Annotated in this window: 23 protein-coding genes; 7 read left to right on the top strand and 16 right to left on the bottom strand. The window is 66.0% G+C overall.

Annotation, left to right across the window (positions count from 1 at the left end; translation table 11 throughout):
* Positions 1-63: 63 nt before the first annotated feature.
* Positions 64-1,641, bottom strand: a complete 1,578-nt coding sequence (gene nadB / locus VF617_RS04620; protein ID WP_331013681.1) for an L-aspartate oxidase — start codon at positions 1,639-1,641, stop codon at positions 64-66.
* Positions 1,642-1,767: 126 nt separating this feature from the next.
* On the opposite strand from nadB, the gene VF617_RS04615 reads away from it, so the two are divergent.
* Positions 1,768-2,628, top strand: a complete 861-nt coding sequence (locus VF617_RS04615; RefSeq protein ID WP_331013680.1) for an alpha/beta hydrolase family esterase — start codon at positions 1,768-1,770, stop codon at positions 2,626-2,628.
* Between the two features lie 3 nt (positions 2,629-2,631).
* Here the strand turns inward: VF617_RS04615 and VF617_RS04610 are convergent, their stop codons facing one another.
* The gene (locus VF617_RS04610) at positions 2,632-3,927 is read right to left on the bottom strand and encodes a hypothetical protein (protein WP_331013679.1); all 1,296 of its coding nucleotides are present in this window, start codon (positions 3,925-3,927) and stop codon (positions 2,632-2,634) included.
* Between the two features lie 17 nt (positions 3,928-3,944).
* Positions 3,945-4,868 carry an ABC transporter ATP-binding protein gene (locus VF617_RS04605; protein ID WP_331013678.1) on the bottom strand — a complete coding sequence of 308 codons (924 nt, stop codon included), beginning with the start codon at positions 4,866-4,868 and terminating at the stop codon, positions 3,945-3,947.
* 66 nt (positions 4,869-4,934) lie between these two features.
* Between VF617_RS04605 and VF617_RS04600 the strand changes: the two genes are divergently transcribed.
* Positions 4,935-5,165 (top strand): zinc-finger domain-containing protein, encoded by a 231-nt coding sequence (locus VF617_RS04600; RefSeq protein ID WP_331013721.1) that lies wholly within the window; start codon positions 4,935-4,937, stop codon positions 5,163-5,165.
* Positions 5,166-5,183: 18 nt separating this feature from the next.
* Positions 5,184-6,611, top strand: a complete 1,428-nt coding sequence (gene tldD / locus VF617_RS04595; RefSeq protein WP_331013677.1) for a metalloprotease TldD — start codon at positions 5,184-5,186, stop codon at positions 6,609-6,611.
* Between the two features lie 4 nt (positions 6,612-6,615).
* On the opposite strand, the gene VF617_RS04590 is transcribed toward tldD, so the two are convergent.
* Both VF617_RS04590 and VF617_RS04585 read right to left on the bottom strand, forming a co-directional pair.
* Positions 6,616-6,912, bottom strand: coding sequence for a CcdB family protein (locus tag VF617_RS04590; protein ID WP_331013676.1), 297 nt, complete (start codon positions 6,910-6,912; stop codon positions 6,616-6,618).
* Positions 6,912-7,157 (bottom strand): type II toxin-antitoxin system CcdA family antitoxin, encoded by a 246-nt coding sequence (locus VF617_RS04585; RefSeq protein WP_331013675.1) that lies wholly within the window; start codon positions 7,155-7,157, stop codon positions 6,912-6,914. The genes VF617_RS04590 and VF617_RS04585 overlap by 1 nt, the downstream gene beginning before the upstream one ends.
* Positions 7,158-7,202: 45 nt before the next feature.
* Between VF617_RS04585 and VF617_RS04580 the strand changes: the two genes are divergently transcribed.
* From VF617_RS04580 to VF617_RS04570, 3 genes are all read left to right on the top strand, one after another.
* On the top strand, positions 7,203-7,412 hold the full coding sequence (locus VF617_RS04580) for a DUF2007 domain-containing protein (protein ID WP_331013674.1): 210 nt from the start codon (positions 7,203-7,205) through the stop codon (positions 7,410-7,412).
* A 137-nt stretch (positions 7,413-7,549) separates the two neighbouring features.
* Positions 7,550-7,888, top strand: a complete 339-nt coding sequence (locus tag VF617_RS04575; protein WP_331013673.1) for a P-II family nitrogen regulator — start codon at positions 7,550-7,552, stop codon at positions 7,886-7,888.
* Between the two features lie 65 nt (positions 7,889-7,953).
* Entirely contained in the window at positions 7,954-9,378 is a 1,425-nt protein-coding gene (locus VF617_RS04570) for an ammonium transporter (RefSeq protein ID WP_414713949.1), read from the top strand.
* 200 nt (positions 9,379-9,578) lie between these two features.
* Here VF617_RS04570 and VF617_RS04565 read toward each other — a convergent pair whose 3' ends face one another.
* The 7 genes from VF617_RS04565 to VF617_RS04535 form a co-directional block, all read right to left on the bottom strand.
* Positions 9,579-11,159, bottom strand: coding sequence for a GMC family oxidoreductase (locus VF617_RS04565; protein WP_331013671.1), 1,581 nt, complete (start codon positions 11,157-11,159; stop codon positions 9,579-9,581).
* On the bottom strand, positions 11,093-12,055 hold the full coding sequence (locus VF617_RS04560; RefSeq protein WP_331013670.1) for a sterol desaturase family protein: 963 nt from the start codon (positions 12,053-12,055) through the stop codon (positions 11,093-11,095). Before VF617_RS04560 ends, VF617_RS04565 begins: the two co-directional genes overlap by 67 nt.
* A gap of 66 nt (positions 12,056-12,121) precedes the next feature.
* On the bottom strand, positions 12,122-12,466 hold the full coding sequence (locus VF617_RS04555; protein ID WP_331013669.1) for a hypothetical protein: 345 nt from the start codon (positions 12,464-12,466) through the stop codon (positions 12,122-12,124).
* Positions 12,463-12,891 (bottom strand): TIGR01244 family sulfur transferase, encoded by a 429-nt coding sequence (locus VF617_RS04550; RefSeq protein WP_331013668.1) that lies wholly within the window; start codon positions 12,889-12,891, stop codon positions 12,463-12,465. Before VF617_RS04550 ends, VF617_RS04555 begins: the two co-directional genes overlap by 4 nt.
* Positions 12,888-14,726 carry a DNA helicase RecQ gene (recQ, locus tag VF617_RS04545; protein ID WP_331013667.1) on the bottom strand — a complete coding sequence of 613 codons (1,839 nt, stop codon included), beginning with the start codon at positions 14,724-14,726 and terminating at the stop codon, positions 12,888-12,890. Before recQ ends, VF617_RS04550 begins: the two co-directional genes overlap by 4 nt.
* A gap of 185 nt (positions 14,727-14,911) precedes the next feature.
* Complete coding sequence (locus VF617_RS04540; RefSeq protein ID WP_331013666.1) at positions 14,912-15,838, bottom strand: alpha/beta hydrolase; 927 nt, start codon at positions 15,836-15,838, stop codon at positions 14,912-14,914.
* A 12-nt stretch (positions 15,839-15,850) separates the two neighbouring features.
* Entirely contained in the window at positions 15,851-17,668 is a 1,818-nt protein-coding gene (locus VF617_RS04535) for an ABC transporter ATP-binding protein/permease (protein ID WP_331013665.1), read from the bottom strand.
* A gap of 93 nt (positions 17,669-17,761) precedes the next feature.
* Between VF617_RS04535 and VF617_RS04530 the strand changes: the two genes are divergently transcribed.
* Complete coding sequence (locus VF617_RS04530; protein WP_331013664.1) at positions 17,762-17,995, top strand: hypothetical protein; 234 nt, start codon at positions 17,762-17,764, stop codon at positions 17,993-17,995.
* A gap of 22 nt (positions 17,996-18,017) precedes the next feature.
* On the opposite strand, the gene VF617_RS04525 is transcribed toward VF617_RS04530, so the two are convergent.
* The 4 genes from VF617_RS04525 to crtY are packed head-to-tail and all read right to left on the bottom strand — an operon-like array spanning position 18,018 to position 22,222.
* Positions 18,018-18,983: a phytoene/squalene synthase family protein gene (locus VF617_RS04525; RefSeq protein WP_331013663.1), complete on the bottom strand. Its 966-nt coding sequence runs from the start codon at positions 18,981-18,983 to the stop codon at positions 18,018-18,020.
* Positions 18,980-19,561 (bottom strand): TIGR00730 family Rossman fold protein, encoded by a 582-nt coding sequence (locus tag VF617_RS04520; RefSeq protein WP_331013662.1) that lies wholly within the window; start codon positions 19,559-19,561, stop codon positions 18,980-18,982. Before VF617_RS04520 ends, VF617_RS04525 begins: the two co-directional genes overlap by 4 nt.
* A 13-nt stretch (positions 19,562-19,574) precedes the next feature.
* Positions 19,575-21,065: a phytoene desaturase gene (locus VF617_RS04515; protein ID WP_331013661.1), complete on the bottom strand. Its 1,491-nt coding sequence runs from the start codon at positions 21,063-21,065 to the stop codon at positions 19,575-19,577.
* On the bottom strand, positions 21,062-22,222 hold the full coding sequence (crtY, locus tag VF617_RS04510; RefSeq protein ID WP_331013660.1) for a lycopene beta-cyclase CrtY: 1,161 nt from the start codon (positions 22,220-22,222) through the stop codon (positions 21,062-21,064). The genes VF617_RS04515 and crtY overlap by 4 nt, the downstream gene beginning before the upstream one ends.
* Between the last annotated feature and the right edge of the window lie 75 nt (positions 22,223-22,297).

The raw sequence follows: 22,297 nt of genomic DNA, 5'->3' as shown, positions 1-22,297 counted from the left end.
CGGTGAACAAAGGGGAAATGGCGGACGTCACCGACGTCCAACGCATGAGGAACCCTGCTGGTCTCAAGGGACCAGCACCGTATCTATCGCCGCGTCGAGCGTCTCGGGATAGTCGATCGTATAATGCAGCCCGCGGCTCTCCTTGCGGTGAAGCGCCGAGCGCACGATCAGGTCGGCGCTTTCCAGCAAATTGCGCAATTCGATCAGGTCGGGCGTCACGCGGAAATGCCCGTAATAATCGTTCACTTCCTCGCGCAGCATATCGATCCTTCGCGCCGCCCGTTCCAGCCGCTTGGTCGAGCGGACGATGCCGACATAATTCCACATGAAGCGCCGGATCTCCGTCCAATTCTGCTTGATGACGACTTCCTCGTCCGAATGCGTCACGCGGCTCTCGTCCCAGGGCCGGATCGCGGGTGGCGGCGCGAGGTCGCCCCAATTCGCGGAAATGTCGTCCGCGGCCGCTTCGCCGAATACGAAACATTCGAGCAGGCTGTTCGAGGCGAGGCGATTGGCGCCGTGCAGCCCGGATTGGCTGACTTCCCCCGCGGCATAAAGATGCGGCAGATCGGTGCGCCCCGCCCGGTCGATCACCACGCCGCCGCAGGTGTAATGCTGAGCAGGCACCACCGGGATCGGCTGTGTCGTCATGTCCACGCCAAGTCCCAGCAGCTTTTCGTGGATCATCGGGAAATGCGTGCGGACAAATTCAGGCGGCTGATGGCTGATGTCGAGATGGACGTAATCCAGGCCCAGCCGCTTGATCTCGTGATCGATCGCGCGCGCCACCACGTCGCGCGGCGCCAGTTCCGCGCGCGGATCGAAATCGGGCATGAAGCGGTGCCCGGTCCCGGGGAGCTTCAGATGTCCGCCCTCCCCGCGCACCGCCTCCGTAATCAGGAAATTCTTGACGTCGAGATTGTAGAGGCAGGTCGGATGGAATTGCATGAATTCCATGTTCGAGATGCGGCATCCCGCGCGCCACGCCATGGCGATCCCGTCGCCGGTCGCTCCTCTCGGCGCGGTGGAGAACAGATAGGTTCGTCCTGCGCCCCCGGTGGCGAGGATCGTCGCGCGCGCCGTAAACAGTTCGACCGCGTTCGCCGCGCGGTTGAAGGCATAGACGCCCCAGACATTCCCCGCGCCCGAATAGCGCGCCTCGTGCCGGCTGGTGGCCAAGTCGATTACCACCATGTCGGCGACCAGCGTGATATTGGGATGCGCCCGCGCCGCATTGAGCAGCGCTTCCTGCACGGCCCAGCCGGTCGCATCGTTGACATGCACGATGCGCCGATGGCTATGCCCGCCCTCGCGCGTCAGGTGCAGCGCCTCGCCTTCGGTGTTGAAGGGAACGCCAAGCTTTTCGAGCCGGTCGATCGCCGCAGGGGCATTCTCGACAACGAATTCCACCGTGGCGCGGTCGTTCAGCCCCGCCCCCGCGATCATCGTGTCTTCGATATGGCTGTCGAAGGTGTCGCCCGGCTCGAGCACCGCGGCGACGCCGCCTTGGGCCCAGGCAGTCGCGCCTTCGTTCATCGCTCCCTTGGCCAGCACGGTGACCTTGAATCGTTCTGCAAGGTTGAGCGCCGCGGTCAGTCCCGCCGCGCCCGAACCGATGATCAGGATGTCGCTTTCATGCATGTGGCAAGCTTTAGAAGCCAATGCCGCCCGCTGTACAGGCCGCCGGCTTGGACCTAGGCGGGCGAAAGGAGAGGCGGAATGCAAGCAGGTTGGGCGCGGCCACTGATTCTGGCGTTGGCGATGCTTATGCCCTCCGTTGCCCTGGCTCGCCCGGACTGCTCGATCGGCCCGCGGGGGACTACCCAGCGCATCGCGATCGGCGACACGGGCCGCTCGATGCTCATGCATTTCCCCAAGTCCGGCTCCCATGGAGCGGCACCCCTCGTCTGGCTCTTCCACGGCAGCACCGGCAGTGGCGCGAACATCCTGAAGGCATCGGGCTTGGCCGAGACCGCCGACCGTCACGGCTTCATCATCGCCGCGCCCGATGGCGGAATTGCCGTGGGCGAGGGGTTCGTCTGGAACATTCCAGGGGTGCCGACCGTCACGGGCAAGATCCCGGGACCGGGCGACCCCGACGATGTCGCGTTCGTGAAGATGGCGACCGACTGGCTGGTCAAGGTGCGCTGCGTAGACCGGACCCGGGTCTATGCCACTGGCCTTTCGGGCGGCGGCCGCATGACTTCGTGGCTCGCCTGTGTGGCCGCCGATCGCTTCGCCGCGATCGCGCCGGTGGTCGGCCTTCGCGCCGGCAATCCGCTGGCTGCGGACCCCCGCGTGCCGGATCCCGCAACGTGCCGCCCCTCACGCCCGGTGCCGGTGATCGCCTTCGCCGGAGACGCGGACAAGACCAATCCGATCCAGGGCGGCGGCTCGCCTTACTGGCAATATACGATGCACGCGGCTCAAAGCCGCTGGGCGGATCTCAACCTGTGCCGCAGCGGTCCCGAGCGACGCGACCTTGGTCCGGCGCTTTACGAAGAGCGTTACACCCGCTGCCGGGGCGCGGCCGATGTCGTCGGCCGGATCACCCGCGGCGGAGCCCATGCCTGGCTGGCGGACAATGAAGCGATGTGGGTGTTCCTCTCGCGTCATCGCCGCCGCTGAAATTCAACGGGGCTGGGCCGCGGCGATCAGGTCGGCGGGCGTGGTCGGCTCCGAAAGCATCTTCGCCAGCGCCTTCCACCGCGCATTCCGGCCTGGTCCGGCGGCTTCGGCAGCCGCGCGGACGAGCTCGAGTCCATAGCCGTAATTGATCACATAGCTGCGATAATGGTCGGTGAAGCGCAGGCTCCCCTCGGCTCCCTTGAGCGAAACCAGCATGTATTTCGCGGTGAGCTCGATTGCCCTGGCGCGGTCCACGTCTCCGTCGAGATAGGCCTTGGCGATGGTGAACCGCGCCTTGCCCAGTTCGGCGCGGATGCGGGTGATCTCCGCATCCTTGGCGCCGGTCGGCGGAGTGAGGCCGGCGGCCGGGAACAGGGTCTTCGCCTGGAAGGCCGCCTGCTCGTTGCCCGGAAAAGCGATTTCGATCCCGTAATTTCCCGAGCCCTCGGCGATCAGCGATTGCGGCCCGTAAAGCGGATAGATCGAGAACTCGACCCAGCCGCGCTTCTTGAGCAGGTCGCGCTCCAGCAGCATGTTGTATACGTGATGGCCGGGATAGCCCTCATGGCAGCCATAATCGACCGCGGCGCCGATCGAGACCGGATTGTCCGCATTCACATCGATATGGCTCGTGAAGCTGCCCTTGTAGTAATTATAGGCGCCCCAGGGCTTGTCGCGCGCCAGCCCCAGCGTGAACTTCTCGTTCGCCGGCAGCGGGATGTGCGCCAGCGTGCGGCGGCGGCACTCGGCGATGGCGAGGCCGACGACCTTCTCGATCCGGTCGATGGGAATGACAACGCCCTTGCGATATGCCTCATAGCGCTCGGCTAGCGTGCCGGCGCCCGGCAGGAGCGCATCGAGCCGCGCCAATAATGGATCGAGACTGGCAAGCGGCGTCAGCACCGGCTTCACGCCGAACAGCCCCATTGCCTCGTCATCGAACTTGAAGCGCTTGCCGCCCGCCATCGCCATCCGCGTCTCGGCCGCTTTTAATTGGCCGATCAGGAAATTGCGGCGCTTGCGCTCGATGAGGCCGAGCGGCGCGGGGTCGATCGCGGTTGCGCGCGCAACCAGCTTTGCCGCGTCGGCTTCCAGCGCCTGAACGCTGCGCGGATTGCGCCTGGCCTCCGCCTGCCATTCCGCCGGTCCGAAATAGGCATCGACATAGCCCTCCTCGCGCTCGCCGGCTTCCAGGCTCAGCTGCACATAGGCGCGCGCGATCGCATCCAGCGTGTCGGGCTTGGGAGCGGCCGCGGCCAGCAGCGCCGCCGCGGCGGCAAGCAACAAGGGGAGGCGCATTCGATTCTCTCCGTTGGTCAGGCGTCGCTCGCCCGTGTCAGGTTGAGGAATACGTCCTCCAGATCAGCCTCGCGTGTGGATACATCGACGATCCCCAGCCCGGCTCCCTGCACCGCGCCGAGCACTTCGCCCGCATTCGCCTGGTCCTTGCGGAAAGTGATCACCAGGGTCCGGCTACCCTTCAATTCGATCTTCTGGAAGCAGCGATTGTCGGGGGCCGCGGCCAGGTCGCGGTCTACCGTGACTTCGACCACTTTCTCCTGCGCCATGCCGACCAGCTCGCGCGTGGGCTTGTTCGCGATGAGCTGGCCATGGTTGATGATTGCGATCCGGTCGCAGAGCTGCTCGGCTTCCTCCAGATAGTGCGTCGTCAGCACCACGGTCACGCCGCGCTGGTTCAGCCCGCGAACATAGGCCCAGAGCTGCTGGCGGAGCTCGACATCCACGCCCGCGGTCGGCTCGTCGAGCACCAGCACCGGCGGCGAATGGACCATGGCCTTGGCGACCATCAGCCGGCGCTTCATGCCCCCCGATAGCGTGCGGGCATAAGCGTTTGCCTTGTCCTCCAGATGCACCGCGCGCAGGAGCTCCATCGTGCGGCGCTTGTCCTTGGGCACGCCATAGAGCCCGGCCTGGATGTCCAGCGTCTCGGCGGGCGAGAAGAAGGGATCGAACATGATTTCCTGATTGACGATCCCGATGGACGCCTTGGCGTTGCGCGGATGCCGCTCGATATCGAAGCCCCAGATGCTCGCCGTGCCGCTGGTCTTGTTGACCAGGCCGGCGAGGATATTGATCAGCGTCGATTTGCCCGCGCCGTTTGGCCCGAGCAGCCCGAACACGCTGCCGCGCGGCACATCGAAGCTTACGTCGTCCAGCGCGCGCTTGCCGCCCTTATAGATCTTGCAGAGGGTCCGGATTTCGATTGCCGCCTGGGTCATGGCGCACGCAATAAGACCGCGCGGTGGCGATTGCGAGCCTTCTCCGCGCTTGCTATCGGCATGTCCATGATCCCGCCCCCCGAAACCATCCGCACATCCCATGCCCGTGTCGCCTGCGATGGCAGTGGCCCCGGCGTCCCCGCGGCCCTGGGCCATCCGCGCGTATTTCTTCAGATCGATGAGCATGGCTATGTCGATTGCGGCTATTGTGACCGCCGATTCGTGCTGATCGGCGGGCCTGCCGATGGGGCGGACCAGGGCAAGCTCCCGGACATCCCGTCTGGCGCCTCGATCTAACCGCCCTATATCTGCGGCATGACCTTGCCCGCAGACCCCCGCGCCTTCCTCTATCGCGACGCCCTGGATCCCGAGACCGCCGTCAGGCTCACCGCCAGCGCGCTCTCCCGCGCGGAGGATGGCGAGCTCTATCTGCAATATCGCAAGACCGAGGCGTTCGGCTTCGACGATGGGCGGCTGAAGACCGCGAGCTTCGACACCCAATCGGGCTTCGGCCTGCGCGCCGTATCTGGAGAGACCACTGCCTTCGCGCATGCCAATGAAATCACGCCGGCCGCGATTCGCCGTGCGGCCGAGACGATGGCGCTGATCGATCCCGCCAAGGGCCCGCGCGCCGCGCCGCCGCAAGGCAATAACCGTCATCTCTATACCGATCGAGACCCGCTCGACCTCGTCCCCTTCGCCGACAAGGTGAACCTCTGCCAGACGATCGACGCCGCCGCGCGTGCCCGCGATCCGCGCGTCGTACAGGTCTCGGTCAGCCTCACCGGCCAGTGGAGCGTGGTCGAGATCGTTCGTCCCGACGGCTTCATCGCCACCGATATCCGCCCGCTCGTCCGCCTCAATGTCTCGATCGTGGTCGAGCAGGCCGGCAAGCGCGAGACCGGCAGCTTCGGCACGGGGGGCCGCGCGCTGTACGATCGCCTGTTCGAGGCTCCGACCTGGAACCGCGCGATCGACGAGGCGCTGGCCCAGGCGCTGGTCAATCTCGACGCCGAGGAAGCGCCCGCGGGCGACATGACCGTGCTTTGCGGCCCGGGCTGGCCCGGCGTGCTGCTCCACGAGGCGGTCGGCCACGGGCTGGAGGGGGATTTCAACCGCAAGGGCACCAGCGCCTTTTCGGGCCGCATAGGCGAGCGCGTCGCCGCGCCCGGCGTCACGGTGGTCGATGACGGATCGATGGAGGCGCGCCGCGGCTCGCTGTCGATCGACGACGAGGGCACGCCCACGCAGGAGACGATCCTGATCGACGATGGCATCCTCAAGGGCTATATCCAGGATCGGCTCAATGCCCGGCTGATGGGCGTCGCCCCCACGGGCAACGGGCGACGGGAATCGTTCCAGCACGCGCCCATGCCCCGCATGACCAACACCTTCATGCGCGGCGGGAACGACGATCCCGCGGAACTGATGAGCCGCGTGAAGAACGGCATCTACGCGCGCAGCTTCGGCGGCGGGCAGGTGGATATCGTCTCGGGCAAGTTCGTCTTCTCGTGCACCGAGGCCTATCGCATCGAGAACGGCAAGCTCGGCCGCCCGATCAAGGGCGCCACCTTGATCGGCGACGGCCCGACCGTGCTCAACAAGGTGACCGGAATCGGCAACGACTTCGCGCTCGACGAAGGCGTCGGCATGTGCGGCAAGGGCGGGCAGAGCGTGCCCGCGGGCGTCGGTCAGCCAACGCTGCTGGTCGAGGGGCTGACGGTGGGCGGGACTGCGGCTTGAGGCGTCAGACGCCGGTCAGGAGCAGATCGACAGCGCCAACTATCGTGTAGCGCTCGGCCTCGAGCGATCCGACGGGTCTTCCTATATCGCGGGCAGGGATCGATGCCGTCATCTGAATGGCCAGAACGAAAGCCTTTCCGTCTAATTCCAGCACAGGGTGCAGGCGGTCCGCAGCCGGCGGGACTTTCTCGATCGCAAGGAGTGGGACGACGAGCCGCGTATTCAAATGCGCCAGGGAGTCCGCCTGGCAATCGACAAGGAGCGTGCCGTTTGGCGCGCGATGGACATCGAACTGCGCCATCAGAACTGGCGATATTCGGCTAGCGGCAAGCCGTGTTCCTCGATCCAGGCGTTCCATGCCTCGATCCGCTCGCGATTCTCTTCCTGCCAGCGCCGAGTAATTTCCGCTCGCGTCGCTTCGCGGATCGCTGTCTCGCAGACTTGCGAAAGGTTCAGCTTGGCCTCGCGCGCGGCGGCAACGATGCCGGTGTCGAGCGATACATTGACCGCTTTGCGCTTGCCGGAAACTAGAGAGTCATGTTTCATGCGGGAAAACTATGCGCATGTGCCATGCGCGTCAAGGAGGCGGCAATGGCTCTGGTTGAACTCGGCCGCTTCGATCGGCAGGAAGCCTATATCATCCAAGGCGCGCTCGAAGACGCCGGGATCATGTCTTTCGTATTCGATGCCGGGGCCAGCATCGCGGACGGCAGTTATCTGCTCATCCCCGTCCGCGTCATGATCGATGACGAGGATTATGCTGCGGCTCGCGAGACACTCGAATTCGTGCCTGATTTTTAGGCACCCTTTCGAAACTGCACAAAAATTTACGCATCGTTAAACTTTGATTGCGCGCAAGGCTGCCGAATCACGCGATTCATGCGTGTGGCACAAGCCTTGCTGATCTGCCCTCGGGACAACCGCCAAGAGGGGGCGACATGAAGCTCATCATCGCCATCATAAAACCGTTCAAGCTGGACGAAGTCCGCGAGGCGCTGACGGGCGTCGGCATCGCGGGGATGACCGTCACTGAGGTCAAGGGGTTCGGCCGGCAAAAGGGCCAGACCGAGATTTACCGCGGCGCGGAATACAGCACCAACATGGTGCCCAAGATCAAGATCGAGATCGTCTGCGGGGCGGACATGGCGGACCGCGCCGTGGAAGCGATCCAGGCTGCGGCCAGCACCGGCGCGATCGGCGACGGCAAGATTTTCGTCCTCGACGTGGGTCAGGCGGTGCGCATCCGCACCGGCGAGACCGACGAGACGGCGCTGTGAAGGGGGTAATGATGAAACACGGATTGAAACTGGCCGCGGGTGCGGGCGTCGCGATGCTCGCTGCAATGCCCGCCTGGGCGAATATCGCCGACGTCGCCAATGCGGCGGTGAACGCCGTGGCCGAAGCCGCGCCCGCTGCGGCGGAGACTGCCGCACCCGCGGCGTTCACGCCCGATGCGACAATGGTCAACAAGGGCGATGTCGCCTGGATGCTGGTCGCATCGGCGCTCGTGCTGATGATGTCCGTGCCCGCGCTCGCGCTCTTCTATGGCGGCCTGGTCCGCACCAAGAACATGCTCTCGGTGCTGATGCAGGTGCTGACGATCGTCTGCGTCGCGGCCCTGGTGTGGTTCAGCTGGGGCTATTCGATGACCTTTACATCGACCGGCAGCCCCTTCCCGCAATATGTCGGCGGCCTAGACAAGATATTCCTCAAGGGCGTCGATCCGACGACCTTCGCGGCGACCTTCTCCAACGGGGTCTATCTGCCCGAATATGTCTTCGTGATCTTCCAGATGACCTTCGCCTGCATCACGCCGGCGCTGATCGTCGGGGCGTTCGCGGAGCGCGTGAAGTTCACTCCGCTGATCATCTTCACGGTGCTGTGGCTTACGTTCGCCTATTTCCCGATCGCGCACATGGTCTGGTATTGGCCGGGCCCGGACTTCCTTCACGCCGCGCCGACGGATGTCGGCAAGATGTGGGGCTGGGGCGCGCTCGATTTCGCCGGCGGCACCGTGGTGCACATCAATGCGGGCGTCGCGGGACTGATAGGCTGCCTCGTGATCGGCAAGCGCATTGGCTACAAATCGGAGCCCATGCCGCCGCACTCGCTGGTGATGACCATGATCGGTGCGTCCTTGCTGTGGATCGGCTGGTTCGGTTTCAACGCTGGCTCGGGCCTCGAAGCCAATGCCTTCGGCGCGCTCGCCTTCATCAACACGCTGGTCGCCACGGCGGCGGCGGGCGCGATGTGGGCGCTCATCGAGCAGGTCGTGCACCGCAAGCCTTCGCTGCTGGGAGCCGCTTCTGGTGTCGTTGCCGGCCTGGTCGCGATCACGCCGGCGGCGGGTTTCGCCCACCCCGGCACCGCGATCATCCTCGGTGCGGTGGCGTCGGCGGGCTGCTTCTTCTTCGTCACCACGGTCAAGAATCTGCTCAAATATGACGATACGCTCGATGTGTTCGGCATCCACGCCGTCGGCGGCATCATCGGCGCGATCGGCACCGGCATCGTCGCGGCGCCGCAGTTCGGCGGCCAGGGCTGGATCGATTACACCGCGCCCGTGGCAAAGGCCGGCGCCTATGACCTGGTCGGCCAGGTGACCACTCAGCTCTGGGCGGTCGGCCTGACGGTCGTCTGGACGGGCACCGTGTCACTGGTCCTGTTCCTGCTGCTCAAGTTCACCATCGGGCTCCGCCCCAGCGCCGAAGTCGAAGTCGAAGGGCTCGACATCAACGCGCACGGCGAACGCGCCTATAATTACTGACGAGTTAGGGGCGCCGCGCACTCCCTCGCTGCACGCGCGGCGTCCCGCACGAAGTTCCTCCTGCGGACACACTGGGCCGGTGGTTCTCCACCGGCCCATTTTTTTGGTCGGCGCACCGCAGGCGCGGCGAAGCGTATCCTCGCGACCCGAAAGGGTGCGAAGCCCGCGGGACGCCAGGCCGCAGCGCGACCGCCTTGAAACTACCCCAGATCCTCGCGCACGAAATCGGCGCAGCGCTCGCCGATCATGATGCTCGGCGCATTGGTGTTGCCGCCGATCAGCCGCGGCATCACCGATGCGTCGGCGATATACAGCCCCTGCACTCCGCGCACCCGCAGCCGCGGATCGACCACCGCGCCCGCATCCGATCCCATCCGCGCCGTGCCGACCGGGTGGTACACCGTGTCCGCGCGCGCTCGGATCAACCGCTCCAGCGCCGCATCGTCGGCCAGGTCGATCGGGTAGCGGTCCTTCCCCTTGAACCGAGTCATCGGAGGAGTTTCGAGGATGCGGTACATTGCGCGCACCCCGTGCTTTAGCACTTCCACGTCGCGCCGATCGCCCAAGAAATCGGGATCGATCAGCGGCGGCGCGGCCGGATCGAGCGACTGCAGCCTCACGGTCCCGCGGCTTTCGGGCCGCAGCACGCAGGCGTGGCACGAATAGCCATGCCCTTTGACCGCGGTGCGGCCATGATCCTCGACGATCGCGATCAGGAAATGGAGCTGCACGTCCGGGCGTTCGCCCGCGAGCGGAGTCCGGATGAACCCCCCTGCCTCGGCATAAGGCGAAGTCATTACGCCCTTGCGCGTGAGCAGCCAGCGCAGCAGCGACCCGATCGACTTGAGGCTGCCCCCCAACGAGCGGCCTAGGAAATAGCTTCCCTTGGTCTCGAAGGCGGCAACATAATCGATATGGTCCTGCAGCCCCTCGCCCACTTCGGGCCGGTCCACGCGCACCGCCAGCCCCATTTCGCGCAGGTGCTTGGCGGGGCCGATCCCCGAGAGCATCAGCAGTTGCGGCGTCTGGAAAGCGCCGCCCGCCAGGATCACGGCGCGCTTCGCCTTGATCTCGCGATCCTGCCCGTCGCGCTTATACGCGACGCCCCAGACGCGGTCGTCCTCGAACAGGATGCGCTCGACCAGCGCATCGGTCAGGATCGTCAAATTCTCGCGCCGCTCGCCCAGATAGGCACGCGCCGCGGTCCAGCGCTCGCCATTTTTCTGCGTGACTTGATAGATGCCCACGCCGTCCTGCCGCGCGCCGTTGAAATCCTCGTTCACCGGAATCTGCAGCGCCGCGCCGGCCTCGACGAAAGCATGGCTGCCGCCATGCGCGAAATCCTGCTCGCTCACCCACAGGGGGCCGCTGTCGCCGTGATATGCGTCGCTCCCGCGCACGTTGCGTTCGGCGCGCTTGAAATAGGGAAGCACATCCTCCCAGCCCCAGCCGGTGCAGCCGAGATCGCGCCACTCGTCATAGTCTTGCCGGTGGCCGCGGACATAGAGCATCGCGTTGATCGCGGAGGAGCCGCCCAGCCCGCGCCCGCGCGGCTGGTATCCCCGCCGCCCGTTCAGTCCCGGCTGGGGCACGGTCTCGAAGCGGTAAATCGTCGCCGGCCCCTGGAACGGCATCATGCCCGGCATGATCGTCTTGAGGCTGGTGTTGCGCCCGCCGGCTTCGAGCACGCAGACGCTGTACTTGCCGCCCTCGCTCAGGCGGCCCGCGGCGGCGCTCCCGCCCGATCCTCCGCCGATGACGACGATGTCGGCTTCTTCCACGCTGTCCCCTCTCGCTGCTTCGCTTCCCAGCGCGCCTTGATGATCTCGGATGTATCGCGGCTTCCGTCATGGCTCCAGCCCGGCGGCCTGACCATATACCCGATTCGGGACTTCCAGTCCGGAGCATGCCACACGTCCCTGGCGATCCCGATCCATTCGTGAAACGCCGCCCACAGCACGTTGAAGCTGCCCAGATCCTTGACGATCCCATAGCGCGGGCGATCGTCGTCGCGCTCGGGCGTGTAAGTGCCGAACATCTTGTCCCAGACGATGAACACGCCCGCATAATTCCTGTCGAGATAGCGCGCATTGGTCGCATGATGCACGCGGTGGTGCGAAGGCGTGTTCATCACTGCCTCGAACCAGCGCGGCATGCGCTGGATCACTTCGGTGTGGATCCAGAACTGGTAGATCAGGTTCACGCCCGCGACGAAGAAGACCATTGCCGGATGGAAGCCGATCAGGAACAGCGGAATCCGGAAGATGAAGCCCAAGGAGATGAACCCGGTCCAGGTCTGCCGGAGCGCGGTCGAGAGATTATAGTGCTGTGAGCTGTGATGGATCACATGGCTCGCCCAGAACCAGCGCACCCGGTGCGCCGAGCGATGGAAAACATAATAAGCCAGGTCGTCGATCACGAAGGCGATCACGAACCAATACCAGGCGAGGCCGATGTCGAAGAGCCGGAACTGCCACAGCCACATCGCCAGCGCGAAGACCGCGCCGCCGGTGATCAGGCCCGCCACCGTGCTGCCAAGCCCCAGCGACAAGGAAGTCAGCGTGTCGCGCGCGCAATAGCGCCGCCGGTCCTTGGCCCAGGCGACCACCATCTCGGCGAGCACCAGCAGCACGAAGGCCGGCACGGCGAAGTCGACGGGATCGGGAAGGTCGGGCACGGGAATAGCTTACATCGCTGTCAGCAGTGTGTCACTATGTGCTCCCCTCCCTTGCAGGGAGGGGAACTAGCTACGCACCAGCACCGAACCGAAGCGTCGTTCGCCGCTGTGGACCAGCAATCCTTCCGGTCGCGGCTCGATGGCCGGGCTCGCCAATCGCCGTGCGGCAAGCTGCGATCCGTGCTGCTTGATGAGCGCCACGCTCCCGTCCGCGCCATGCACCAACGCGGCACGCCCGTCGCTGCCGACCACCGCGCGCATCGCCTCGAACCCCGAAAGCATCGCCTCCGCCTCGGCCATTGCCTGCGCTTCGTCGGCGATGCCGCCCCCGCCGAGCCCGAGCAGCCGCGCCATGCCCGCAAGCATCAGGATCGCGGCAAGCGATCCGCCGAACAGATAGAGCTGGTTCATTTCGGCCTAGACAATGTGTCGAGCACCGGCCGGATGCCCGAGATATCATATCCCGCCGTCGCCGCCTTGGCCGTCAGCTCTTCGGGGTCACCGCCCCGGCTCGCTTCGGCCAGCGCCCACAAATTGCACGAGCGCGTCCCCGATCGGCAAAAGGCCAGCACCGGCCTGTCGGTCGATTGCAGCGCCGCCGCCATCTCGTCCACCTGCGCGCGAGTCATTCCGCCCATCACCGTCGGGATCGAAAGATAGGCCAGGCCCGCGGCCTCGGCAGCGCGGCGCATCTCCGCGTCGCCAGGCTGGCCGCCTTCTTCGTCATCGGGCCGGTTGTTGATCACCAGCCCGAAGCCCGCGGCGGCCAATGCGGGCATGTCCGCGGGCGAAAGCTGGGGGGAGACCGATATGCTGTCGTCGATGGTGCGGATCATGCGGCCTCGCGGATCACTTGCAGGAAGGCACCCCCATAAGCCTCCAGCTTGCGCGCGCCAACGCCCGAGATGCGGCCCAGCGCGTCGATGCTCGCGGGCCGCGCGCTCGCCATGTCGCGCAGCACCGAATCGTGGAAGATCACATAAGGCGGCACCTGCGCTTCCATCGCCAACTCGCGCCGCCTTGCGCGCAGCGCCTCGAACAGCGGATCGCCGATGGGATTGGCCGCGCCGGCCGGGCCACCGCGCCGCGCCCGCCGCTCGCGCTTGGGCGGCAGGACCAGCGACAGGCTTTGCTCGCCCTTCATGATCGCCTTGGCGGCAGGACCGAACTCCAGCCCGCCATGCGCATTGGCCCGCAGCGCGTCGTGCAGCAGCAGCGCCCGCGCGACCGGCTTGATCAGGGCCGCCTCGTCGCCGTCCGCGATCCCGAAGACCGAGAGCTTCTCATGCCCGTTCATCAGGCTGCGTTCGCTGGATTGGCCCAGCAGGATGCTCTCCACATAGCCGACGCCGAACATCATGCCGGTGCGGAACACCGCGGAAAGGAATTTCTGCGCGACGACGCTCGCATCCACTGCGCTGGGCGGAGCAAGGCAATTGTCGCAATTGCCGCAATTCTCCGGGCCGTCCGTGTCCCCGAAATGGCGCAGCAGGATGCGCCGCCGGCATCCTGCGGTCTCGACCAGCGCGCCCAACGCGGTCAGCCGCGTTCGCTCGCCGGGCTGCCGCGCGCGCTCGACTTCGCCGATCCGCTGGCGCGCCTTGGCGAAATCCTCCGCCCCCCAGAAAAGCTGCGCCACCGCCGGGTCGCCGTCGCGCCCGGCGCGGCCGGTTTCCTGATAATAGGCCTCGATCGATTTGGGCAGCCCGGCATGCGCGACGAAGCGCACGTCGGGCTTGTCGATCCCCATCCCGAATGCGACCGTCGCGACGATCACCATGTCCTCGGATGCCACGAACGCCGCCTGGTTGCGCCGCCGCACATCGGGATCGAGGCCGGCATGATAAGGCAGGACCTTGCGGCCATTGCTGGAGAGCTTCTCGGCCAGCTTCTCCACGCCGGCGCGCGTCTGGGCATAGACGATCCCCGGCCCGGGCTGCTCGGCGAGCAGATCCTCGATCTGCCGTGTCGTGTTGTCGCGCGGGGTGATCAGATAGCGGATATTGGGCCGGTCGAACCCGGCGACGATCATGCCGTCCTGGGGAATCCCTAGCTGCTCGCAGATATCGTCGCGGGTATGCGCGTCGGCGGTCGCGGTCAGCGCGAGGCGTGGCACTTCGGGAAAGCGGTCGAGCAAAGGCCGCAACAGGCGATAGTCCGGCCGGAAGTCGTGCCCCCATTCCGAAACGCAATGCGCCTCGTCGATCGCGAACAGGCTGAGCCTGGCCTGCCCCAGCAGATTGCGGAAGCCCTCTCCAGAGGCACGCTCGGGCGCGACATAGAGCAGGTCCAGCTCCCCCGCGCGGAATCGCGCCACCGTCTCGTCGCGATTGTCGTCGGCGGATGTCAGCGTGGCGGCGCGGATGCCCACGGCCTCGGCCGCCCGCAACTGATCGTGCATCAGCGCGATCAGCGGACTGACGACCAGGCAAGTGCCCTCCAGCATCACTGCCGGCAATTGATAGGTCAGCGACTTGCCCGCGCCTGTCGGCATCACCGCCAGCGTGCGCTGCCCGGCAAGCACGCGATCGATCACCTGGGTCTGCACCCCGCGAAACTCGGGGAAGCCGAAGGTCTTTTGCAGGGTCTGGAGCGCATTCACGCCCGCTCTATCCCCGCCCGGTGCTCGCGCCGCAAGTCCCGCGCTGCGTCGCTTGGGCCGGATCGACATTAGCCAAATTCCTCCCCTCCCTGAAAGGGAGGGGTTGGGGGTGGGTGCGCGCGTCTGCGCGCTCCAAAAGACTCTCACACGTCACCTAAAACAGCGCCGAACGAGGCATCGAGCCTCGTTCGGCGCTAAACCCACCCCTTGCCCCCTCCCTTTCAGGGAGGGGAAAAGTTAGATGCCGATTGGCCCTAACCCGCGAGCACGCGCCGCAGCCAAGCCTCGGTCAGCTCGGGATGCGTAACGGGCAGCATATGCCCGCCCTCGACGATCTCGATGCTCGCGCCCCGGATCGATGAAGCCGTGTCCGTGCCGTGGAGCTCGGGATCGAGCAGCGCATCGCCATGCGCATAGAGGATCGCGACGGGCATTCCGATCTCGCCGTAACGCTGCGCCTGCCGCTCCATCGCGCCCTTGGCCATGCCCATCTCATAGGCGCCCGATTGGAAACCCTGCGGCCGGATCGCCAGCGCGCCGCCGCCGCGCATTGCGAAATCCTCGGGCACCGGGTCGGGATGGAATACCTCCACTGTCCTGGCCTTGCCGGTGCGCATGGCAATGGGAATCGCGATCGTCCACGCAACCGCCGCGCGCAGCGGGCCCGGCACGACATAGCCCTTGAACGGCTCCGGCGGCCGCTCGATCGGCTGGGTATAGGGCGCGATCAGCGCCAGCCCGCGCAATTTGTCCGGATGCGCCAGCGCCAGTGCCAGCGCAACCGCGCCGCCCATCGAATGCCCGACGAGCAGGGGCCTCTCCAACCCCAGCCTGTCGATCAGCGCGGCAATCGCATCGGCCTGTTCCGCGATGTCGAGCCGCTTGCCCGTCAACCGCGAATAGCCCCAGCCGGGCCGGTCGATCACCACTACCCGGTGGTCGCGCGCCATCGCCGGCGCGAGGAAATAAGTGAAGATGCGCCAGTTGCTGAGGATCCCGTGGATCATCACGATTGCCGGCGCGTCGCGCGGCCCCAGATCGAGATAATGGAAATCGACGCACGCCACTTCGAGCCTTTGGCCGTCGGCGGGTATCATCCGCTCGATCCCGCGGCTGACATAGGCCGACCAGCCCACCAGCCCGGCGACAAGCACGATGAATCCCAGCAGCACCCAGATCATCGCGCGTCTCCCTTATCCGCCGGCCAGCTCGCCTTCTTCGCGCTCCTGCGCCTGCCGCGCCCACATCTCCGCATATAAACCTTGTCTGCGCAACAATTGCACATGCGTGCCCTGCTCGGCGACGCGGCCGGCTTCCAATACGACGATGCGGTCGGCATGGACCACGGTGGAGAGCCGGTGCGCGATCACGATCGTCGTGCGGCCTAGCTCGATCGCCTCCAGCGTCGCCTGGATGTCTGCCTCGGTGCGGCTGTCGAGCGCGCTGGTCGCTTCGTCGAGGATCAGGATCGGCGGGTTCTTTACCAGCGTGCGCGCGATCGCGACGCGCTGCTTCTCGCCGCCCGAAAGCTTCAATCCGCGCTCGCCCACGCGCGTGTCGAACCCGCCGGGCAGCGACTGTATGAAGCCCGCGATAGCTGCTCTGCGGGCCGCATCCGCGACTTCCTCGGGTGAGGCCCCTTCGCGGCCGTAAGCGATATTGTAGCCGATCGTATCGTTGAACAGCACCGTATCCTGCGGGACGATGCCGATCGCCGCGCGCAGGCTTGATTGCGTCACCCGCGCGATATCCTGGCCGTCGATCGTCACGCGCCCGCCCGTCAGGTCGTAGAAACGGTAGAGAATGCGCGCGAGCGTCGATTTGCCCGCCCCCGATGGCCCCACCACCGCCACCGTGCTTCCCGCGGGAATGTCCAGGTCGATGCCCTTCAATATCTCGCGCTCGGGATCGTAGGAGAAGCGCACATCCTCGAAACGGACATGCCCCGCGCCGACCGTCAGCGGCAACGCGCCCGGCGCGTCCCTTACTTCAGCATCGGTGTCGATCAGGTCGAACATCGATCCCATGTCGATCACGCCCTGGCGTATCGTGCGATAGACCATGCCCAGCAGGTCGAGCGGGCGAAACAGCTGGGCGAGCAACGTCGAGACCAATACGACGTCGCCTGGCGTGAACTGTCCGCTGGACCAACCCCGCACGATCAGCGCCATGCCCGCCGCCATCATCAGATTGGTGATCAGGCTCTGCCCGATATTGAGCCAGGCCAGCGAATTTTCGCTCACCGTCGCTGCCTTGGCATAGGCCGTGACGGCATCCTCGTAGCGCCTGGCCTCGCGCTCCTCCGCGTTGAAATATTTGACCGTCTCGAAATTGAGCAGCGAATCCACCGCATGCGCCACCGCCCCGGTATCGAGCTCGTTCATCCGCTCGCGCAGCTTCGCGCGCCAGTCGGTCACCCAGCGGGTGAAGGCGATATAGACCACCACCATCGCGAGTGTTCCCGCGACCAGCCAGCCCGAAAAACGCGTATAGAAGATGCCGAGCACCAGGCTCAGCTCCAGGATCGTCGGGGCGATGTTGAACAACAGGAAATAGAGCATCGTATCGATGCTCTTGGTCCCGCGCTCGACCACCTTGGTCACTGCGCCCGTGCGCCGTTCGAGATGGAAGCGCAGCGACAGCGCATGGAGATGGCGGAACACGTCGGCCGCCAGCCGCCGCGTCGCTTCCTGCCCGACGCGCTCGAACACGGCGTTGCGCAGATTGTCGAATATCGTCGATCCCAGCCGCGCCGCGGCATAGCCGACCACCAAGGCGGTCACGAGCCACACGGCGTCTCGCGATCCGCTAGCCATCCGGTCGATTGCGCCCTGCAGCGCGAACGGCGCGCCATAGACCTGCACCAGCTTCGAACAGACCACGAGCAGCATCGCGAGCACGATCCGCACGCGCAATCCCGGCGCATCGCGCGGCCAGAGATAGGGCAGGAAGCGCCGGATCGTCCCGAACAGCGGACGCTCGGGCGCGGAGGACGAAGTGTCGGGAGGCATCCCGCCCGATCTGGGGCTTGCCCGGGCGCGATGCAACGCCCCGGGGGAACGGCGAGCCGATCAGCGCGTTATTAACCTTTGAAGGGACGAACGATGGACCAGGTAATTTACGTGCTGGCGATCATGGGCTGCAGCGACGATAATCTCGCCTGCCAGCAGGCGCGCGTCGAGCCGGTCCGCTATGCGTCCTACGCCGCCTGTCAGGAGGCGGTTCCCGCAGCGCTCGGCCGAAACACCGACGTGGATTATCCGGTGATCGCCGCCGCCTGCCAGCGCCAGGGCGCCCGGATGGTAGAAGCGCAGCCGAAGCGCTCGGCGGGCCGCTGACACCCATCCGAATAAGCGAGATTTAGCCGGCCTGCTTCTCGCGCGGACGCGTCCATAAATGGCCAGGGCGCGCCTGTCGTGGGAACAGCCGTCGGCGCGCAGCCGCCTGCCAACCCGCCTTTGCGATCCAGCCGAGCTTTTCCGCTGCGCTCGTAGTGACGCGGTGATCCCATGCGTGATCGCCGCGCGCGATCACTTTGCTGGCGATATCACCGTAGATTCCGGCCGCCGCGAGCACGGCCCAGGCCGATCGGAACGGGAGTGCATTGGCGCCCCTTCGCGCACTTTCGGCATGCTCCTCGGCGCGTTCCCCCAGCCGCCGCATCAGCATGCTCAGCCGCGCGCGAAAGGCCGGCCGCATATGCTGCCCCGGCGGCACGTCGATCTCGGTCAGCCATTCGTCGGGCAGATAGGAGCGCCCGGCGCGGGCGTCCTCCTCCACGTCGCGCGCGATATTGGCGAGCTGGAAGGCGATGCCGAGATCGCATGCACGGTCCAGCGTGTCCTCGTCCTCCGGCGGCACGCCCATCACGATCGCCATCATGCAGCCCACGGCGCCGGCGACATGGTAGCAATAAAGATACAGGTCGCGCTCGTGCCGCGGCCCCCAGCCGTCCGCATCGAGTGCAAATCCCTCGATAACGTCCCACACGAAGCGGTGCGGCATGGCGGTTTCGGCCGCCACGATGCGCAGCGCGTCGAACGCCGGATCGCCGACCCATTCGCCGTTCAGTGCGGCCTGCGTCCGCGCGCGCATCGTCGCCAGCCTGGCCTGCGGATCGAGGACGGCGGCCATGCCGTGCCCATGGTCCTGCCCGTCGGCGAGGTCGTCGCAGGCGCGGCACCAGGCATAAAGCAGCCAGGCGCGTTCGCGCGTCTTGCGATCGAATAGCCGGCTGGCCGCGGCGAAGCTCTTCGATCCGCGCGCTATCGACTCCCCCGCCGTCGCGACGATCGCGGCGCGCCCGGGAACCGGCGACGCCTTCACAGGTCGCTGCGCTTCATATGGATGATCGGTACGGTCGGCTCGAACGCATGCATGCGCGCCAGCAGGGATTCCAGATCGGTATCTGCGAGCAATATCCCCTGATGCTGCGGGCGCAGGAAGCCGACTTCGCCCATCTTGCCGACGAACTCGAGCAGCCCGTCATAAAAGCCCGCGACGTTCCACAGCGCGACCGGCTTGGCGTGATAACCAAGCTGCGCCCAGCTCATCGCTTCCCACAATTCGTCCATCGTGCCGGTGCCGCCGGGAATCGTCAAAAAGCCGTCCGAAAGCTCGGTAAAGGCTGCCTTGCGCTCGTGCATCGTCTCGACGACGTGGAGTTCGGTGAGCCCCCGGTGCGCGACTTCGGCATTCACCAGCGCGGTCGGGATCACTCCGATCACTTCGCCCCCGGCTTCCAGGCACGAATCGGCCACTGCGCCCATCAGCCCCAGCTTGCCGCCGCCATAGACCACGCCGATCCCCCGCGCTGCGAACAGCCGCCCGACCGTGCGTGCGCATTCCACATAGACCGGGTCGGCGGGGGTGGCCGATCCGCAATAAACCGCGATGCGCTTCAAGTGTTTGCTCCAGTCATCTGCCGCCCCCAAGCATCAACGCAGCGGTCGCCTTGGCGCTGCCCACCACGCCCGGAATTCCCGCGCCGGGATGCGTGCCCGCGCCGACGAAATACAGGTTCGAAATCGCATCGTCGCGATTATGCGCGCGGAAATATGCGCTCTGGGTAAGGATCGGCGACAGGCTGAAGCCCGAGCCGAGATGCGAGCGAAGATCGTCGCGGAAATCGGTGGGCGTATAGCTGAACCGCGTGACGATCCGCTCGCGCAGATCGGGGATCAGGCGCCGCTGGATCTCGTCGAGGATGCGCTCCTCCAGCACGGGGCCGACTTCGCTCCAGTCCGCAGGGAACTTGCCGAGATGGGGGACGGGCGCGAGCGCGTAGAAAGTCGAGTGCCCTTCCGGCGCCATGCTGGCGTCGCTCGCGCTCGGGTGATGCAGATATAGCGAGAAATCCTCGCTCAGCACGCCGTGATCGTAGATGTCGGCGAGCAGTCCCTGATAGCGCGGCCCGAACAGGATCGAATGGTGCGGGATGCTCGGGAAAGTCCCCTTGAGCCCCAGGTGCAGCACGAACAGCGAAGGCGAATATTTCTTGCCCAGCAGCTTGCGCGCGGTTCGCTGGCTGCTCCGCGAAGTCTTGAGCAGGTCGCGGTAGCTGTGGACGATATCGGCATTGCTCGCCACAGCATCGACGCTCAGTTCGAACCCGCTCTCGGTGCGCAATCCGGTAACCCGGTCGCCCAGCGTATCGATTGCCGTCACCGGATCGCCCAGCCGCATGACGCCGCCCAGCCGCTCGAAATGGCGGACCATGCCGGCGACCAGCTTGTTGGTCCCGCCCTCGGCCCACCATATTCCGCCGTCGCGCTCCAGCTTGTGGATCAGCGCATAGATCGAGCTGGTCGCCATCGGATTGCCGCCGACCAGCAATGTGTGAAAGCTCAGCGCCTGGCGCAGCTTCTCGTTCTGCACGAAGCTCGATACGATCGAATAGACCGATCGCCAGGCCTGGTATTTCATCAGCGACGGCGCCGCCGCGATCATCGATTTGAAATCGAGGAAAGCCACGGTCCCGAGCTTGACATAGCCTTGCTCGTACACCCCGGCCGAATATTCGAGGAATCTGCGATATCCCGCGACATCCTCGGGATTGAGCTGGGCGATCGCCGCATTGAGCTGGGCGTCGTCGTTCGAATAATCGAACGCGACGCCGTCGGGCCAGGACAGGCGGTAAAAGGGGGTGACCGGCCTGAGCGTCACGTCCTTGGAAATGTCGTGGCCCGAGATCTTCCAGAGCTCGGCCAGCGCCTCGGGCGCGGTGATCACCGTCGGCCCCGCGTCGAAGGTGAAGGTGCCGGCCTCGGTTGGGCGTTCCCAGAAATAGGCGCGCCCGCCGGGCTTGTCGCGCGCCTCGATCAGCGTGGTGTCCACTCCGGCGGATTGCAGCCGGATGGCAAGCGCGAGCCCGCCGAAACCTGCTCCGATGACTGCCGCCCGCTTCATGCTCGCCCCCGCATCGCGCGCACCGCCCGTCCGATCGGTACGGGCGGGCGGCCCGCCAGTGTCCTGATCCGGTCGAACGTCGTCGAATTTCCCGAATAGAAGCGTCCGATCAGCTCGGGGCTCAGGCGATAGAAGCGCTCGAGCACGCGATAACGCTCGGCGGGCTCCGCTGCCTTGAAGAGCATGGCCGCCAGCATCCGGTAGAAGCGGCGCTTGCGCCAGGTGACGCGCGCGAAATCGTGGAGGAGCGTGTGCAGCCCCGCGCCGGACAGGTCGCTCGCGCTGGCGACCAGGCTCGCGGTGCGCACGGCGTCGGGCAGCGAGTAGCTGGTCAACGGGTGAAACAGTCCGGCGCGAACCCCTGCCTTGGCGACGTTATTGCCCCCCGATTGCCAATAGGCGTCGAAATCACCACCCATCGCCACCGGCAGCGAGCCCGCTTCCTCGCGCACCACGCGCTCGGCCTGCCAGTCGTGCATCGCGGCATAGGTGTCGAGCCGCGCGCGCGATGCGTCCACATCCAGCTCCGGCGTGTCGCTATAATATGTGTCCTCGACGAACAGCCGCGTCGCGGCGAAGGGCAGGGCATAGACGAAGCGGTAGCCGTCGAGCTGCTCGACCGTCGCGTCCATGATCATCGGCCGCTCGACTTCGTGCGCTTCGCCCAGCGCCAGCTCACGCCCATAGAATTTCTGCCAGCCGCATTTCAGCGCCGAAAGGTCGCCGGCCCCGCGGCAATCGATCACGCCGCCGGCATCGATCCGGTCGCCATCCGCGAACACGACCGCCTTGCTGCTCGCCGCCAGCACCTTGCGCCGCGTCATCACCGCGCCCTCGGGCATGACGGCGCGGACCACGGCATCGAGCCGGGCGGATTCGATCGAATAATAAGGCGATTTCAGCGTCCGGCGATGCGCGGGGAAGGCAACATCATAAGCCGGCCAGCCATGGCAGATCAGCGGCGCGGTGAGCCAGCGGTTCGCCGGCGCCACGTCGCTCGCGAAGAACGACCACAAGTGATTGCCGCCGATGCTGCGCGCCCCCTCTATCAGGCGGACGTCGCAATGGGGGCGCTTCTTGGCGAGCGCCAGCGCGAGCAATCCTCCGGCAAGGCCGCCGCCGACGATGGCGACGTCGCATTTGGTGATCGCGGGCATTTGACCGGCCTAGCGCAGGGATTCGCGCGGTTCCAACAAAAACCCCGCGCGGTGTGCGGGCGCGCGGGGGAATCC

The sequence above is a fragment of the Sphingomonas sp. genome, assembly GCF_036388215.1.
In the GTDB taxonomy this organism is placed as follows: Bacteria; Pseudomonadota; Alphaproteobacteria; order Sphingomonadales; family Sphingomonadaceae; genus Sphingomonas.
The sequence above is the reverse complement of the archived record's forward strand: the minus strand, read 5'-3'. Positions and strand labels throughout refer to the sequence as shown.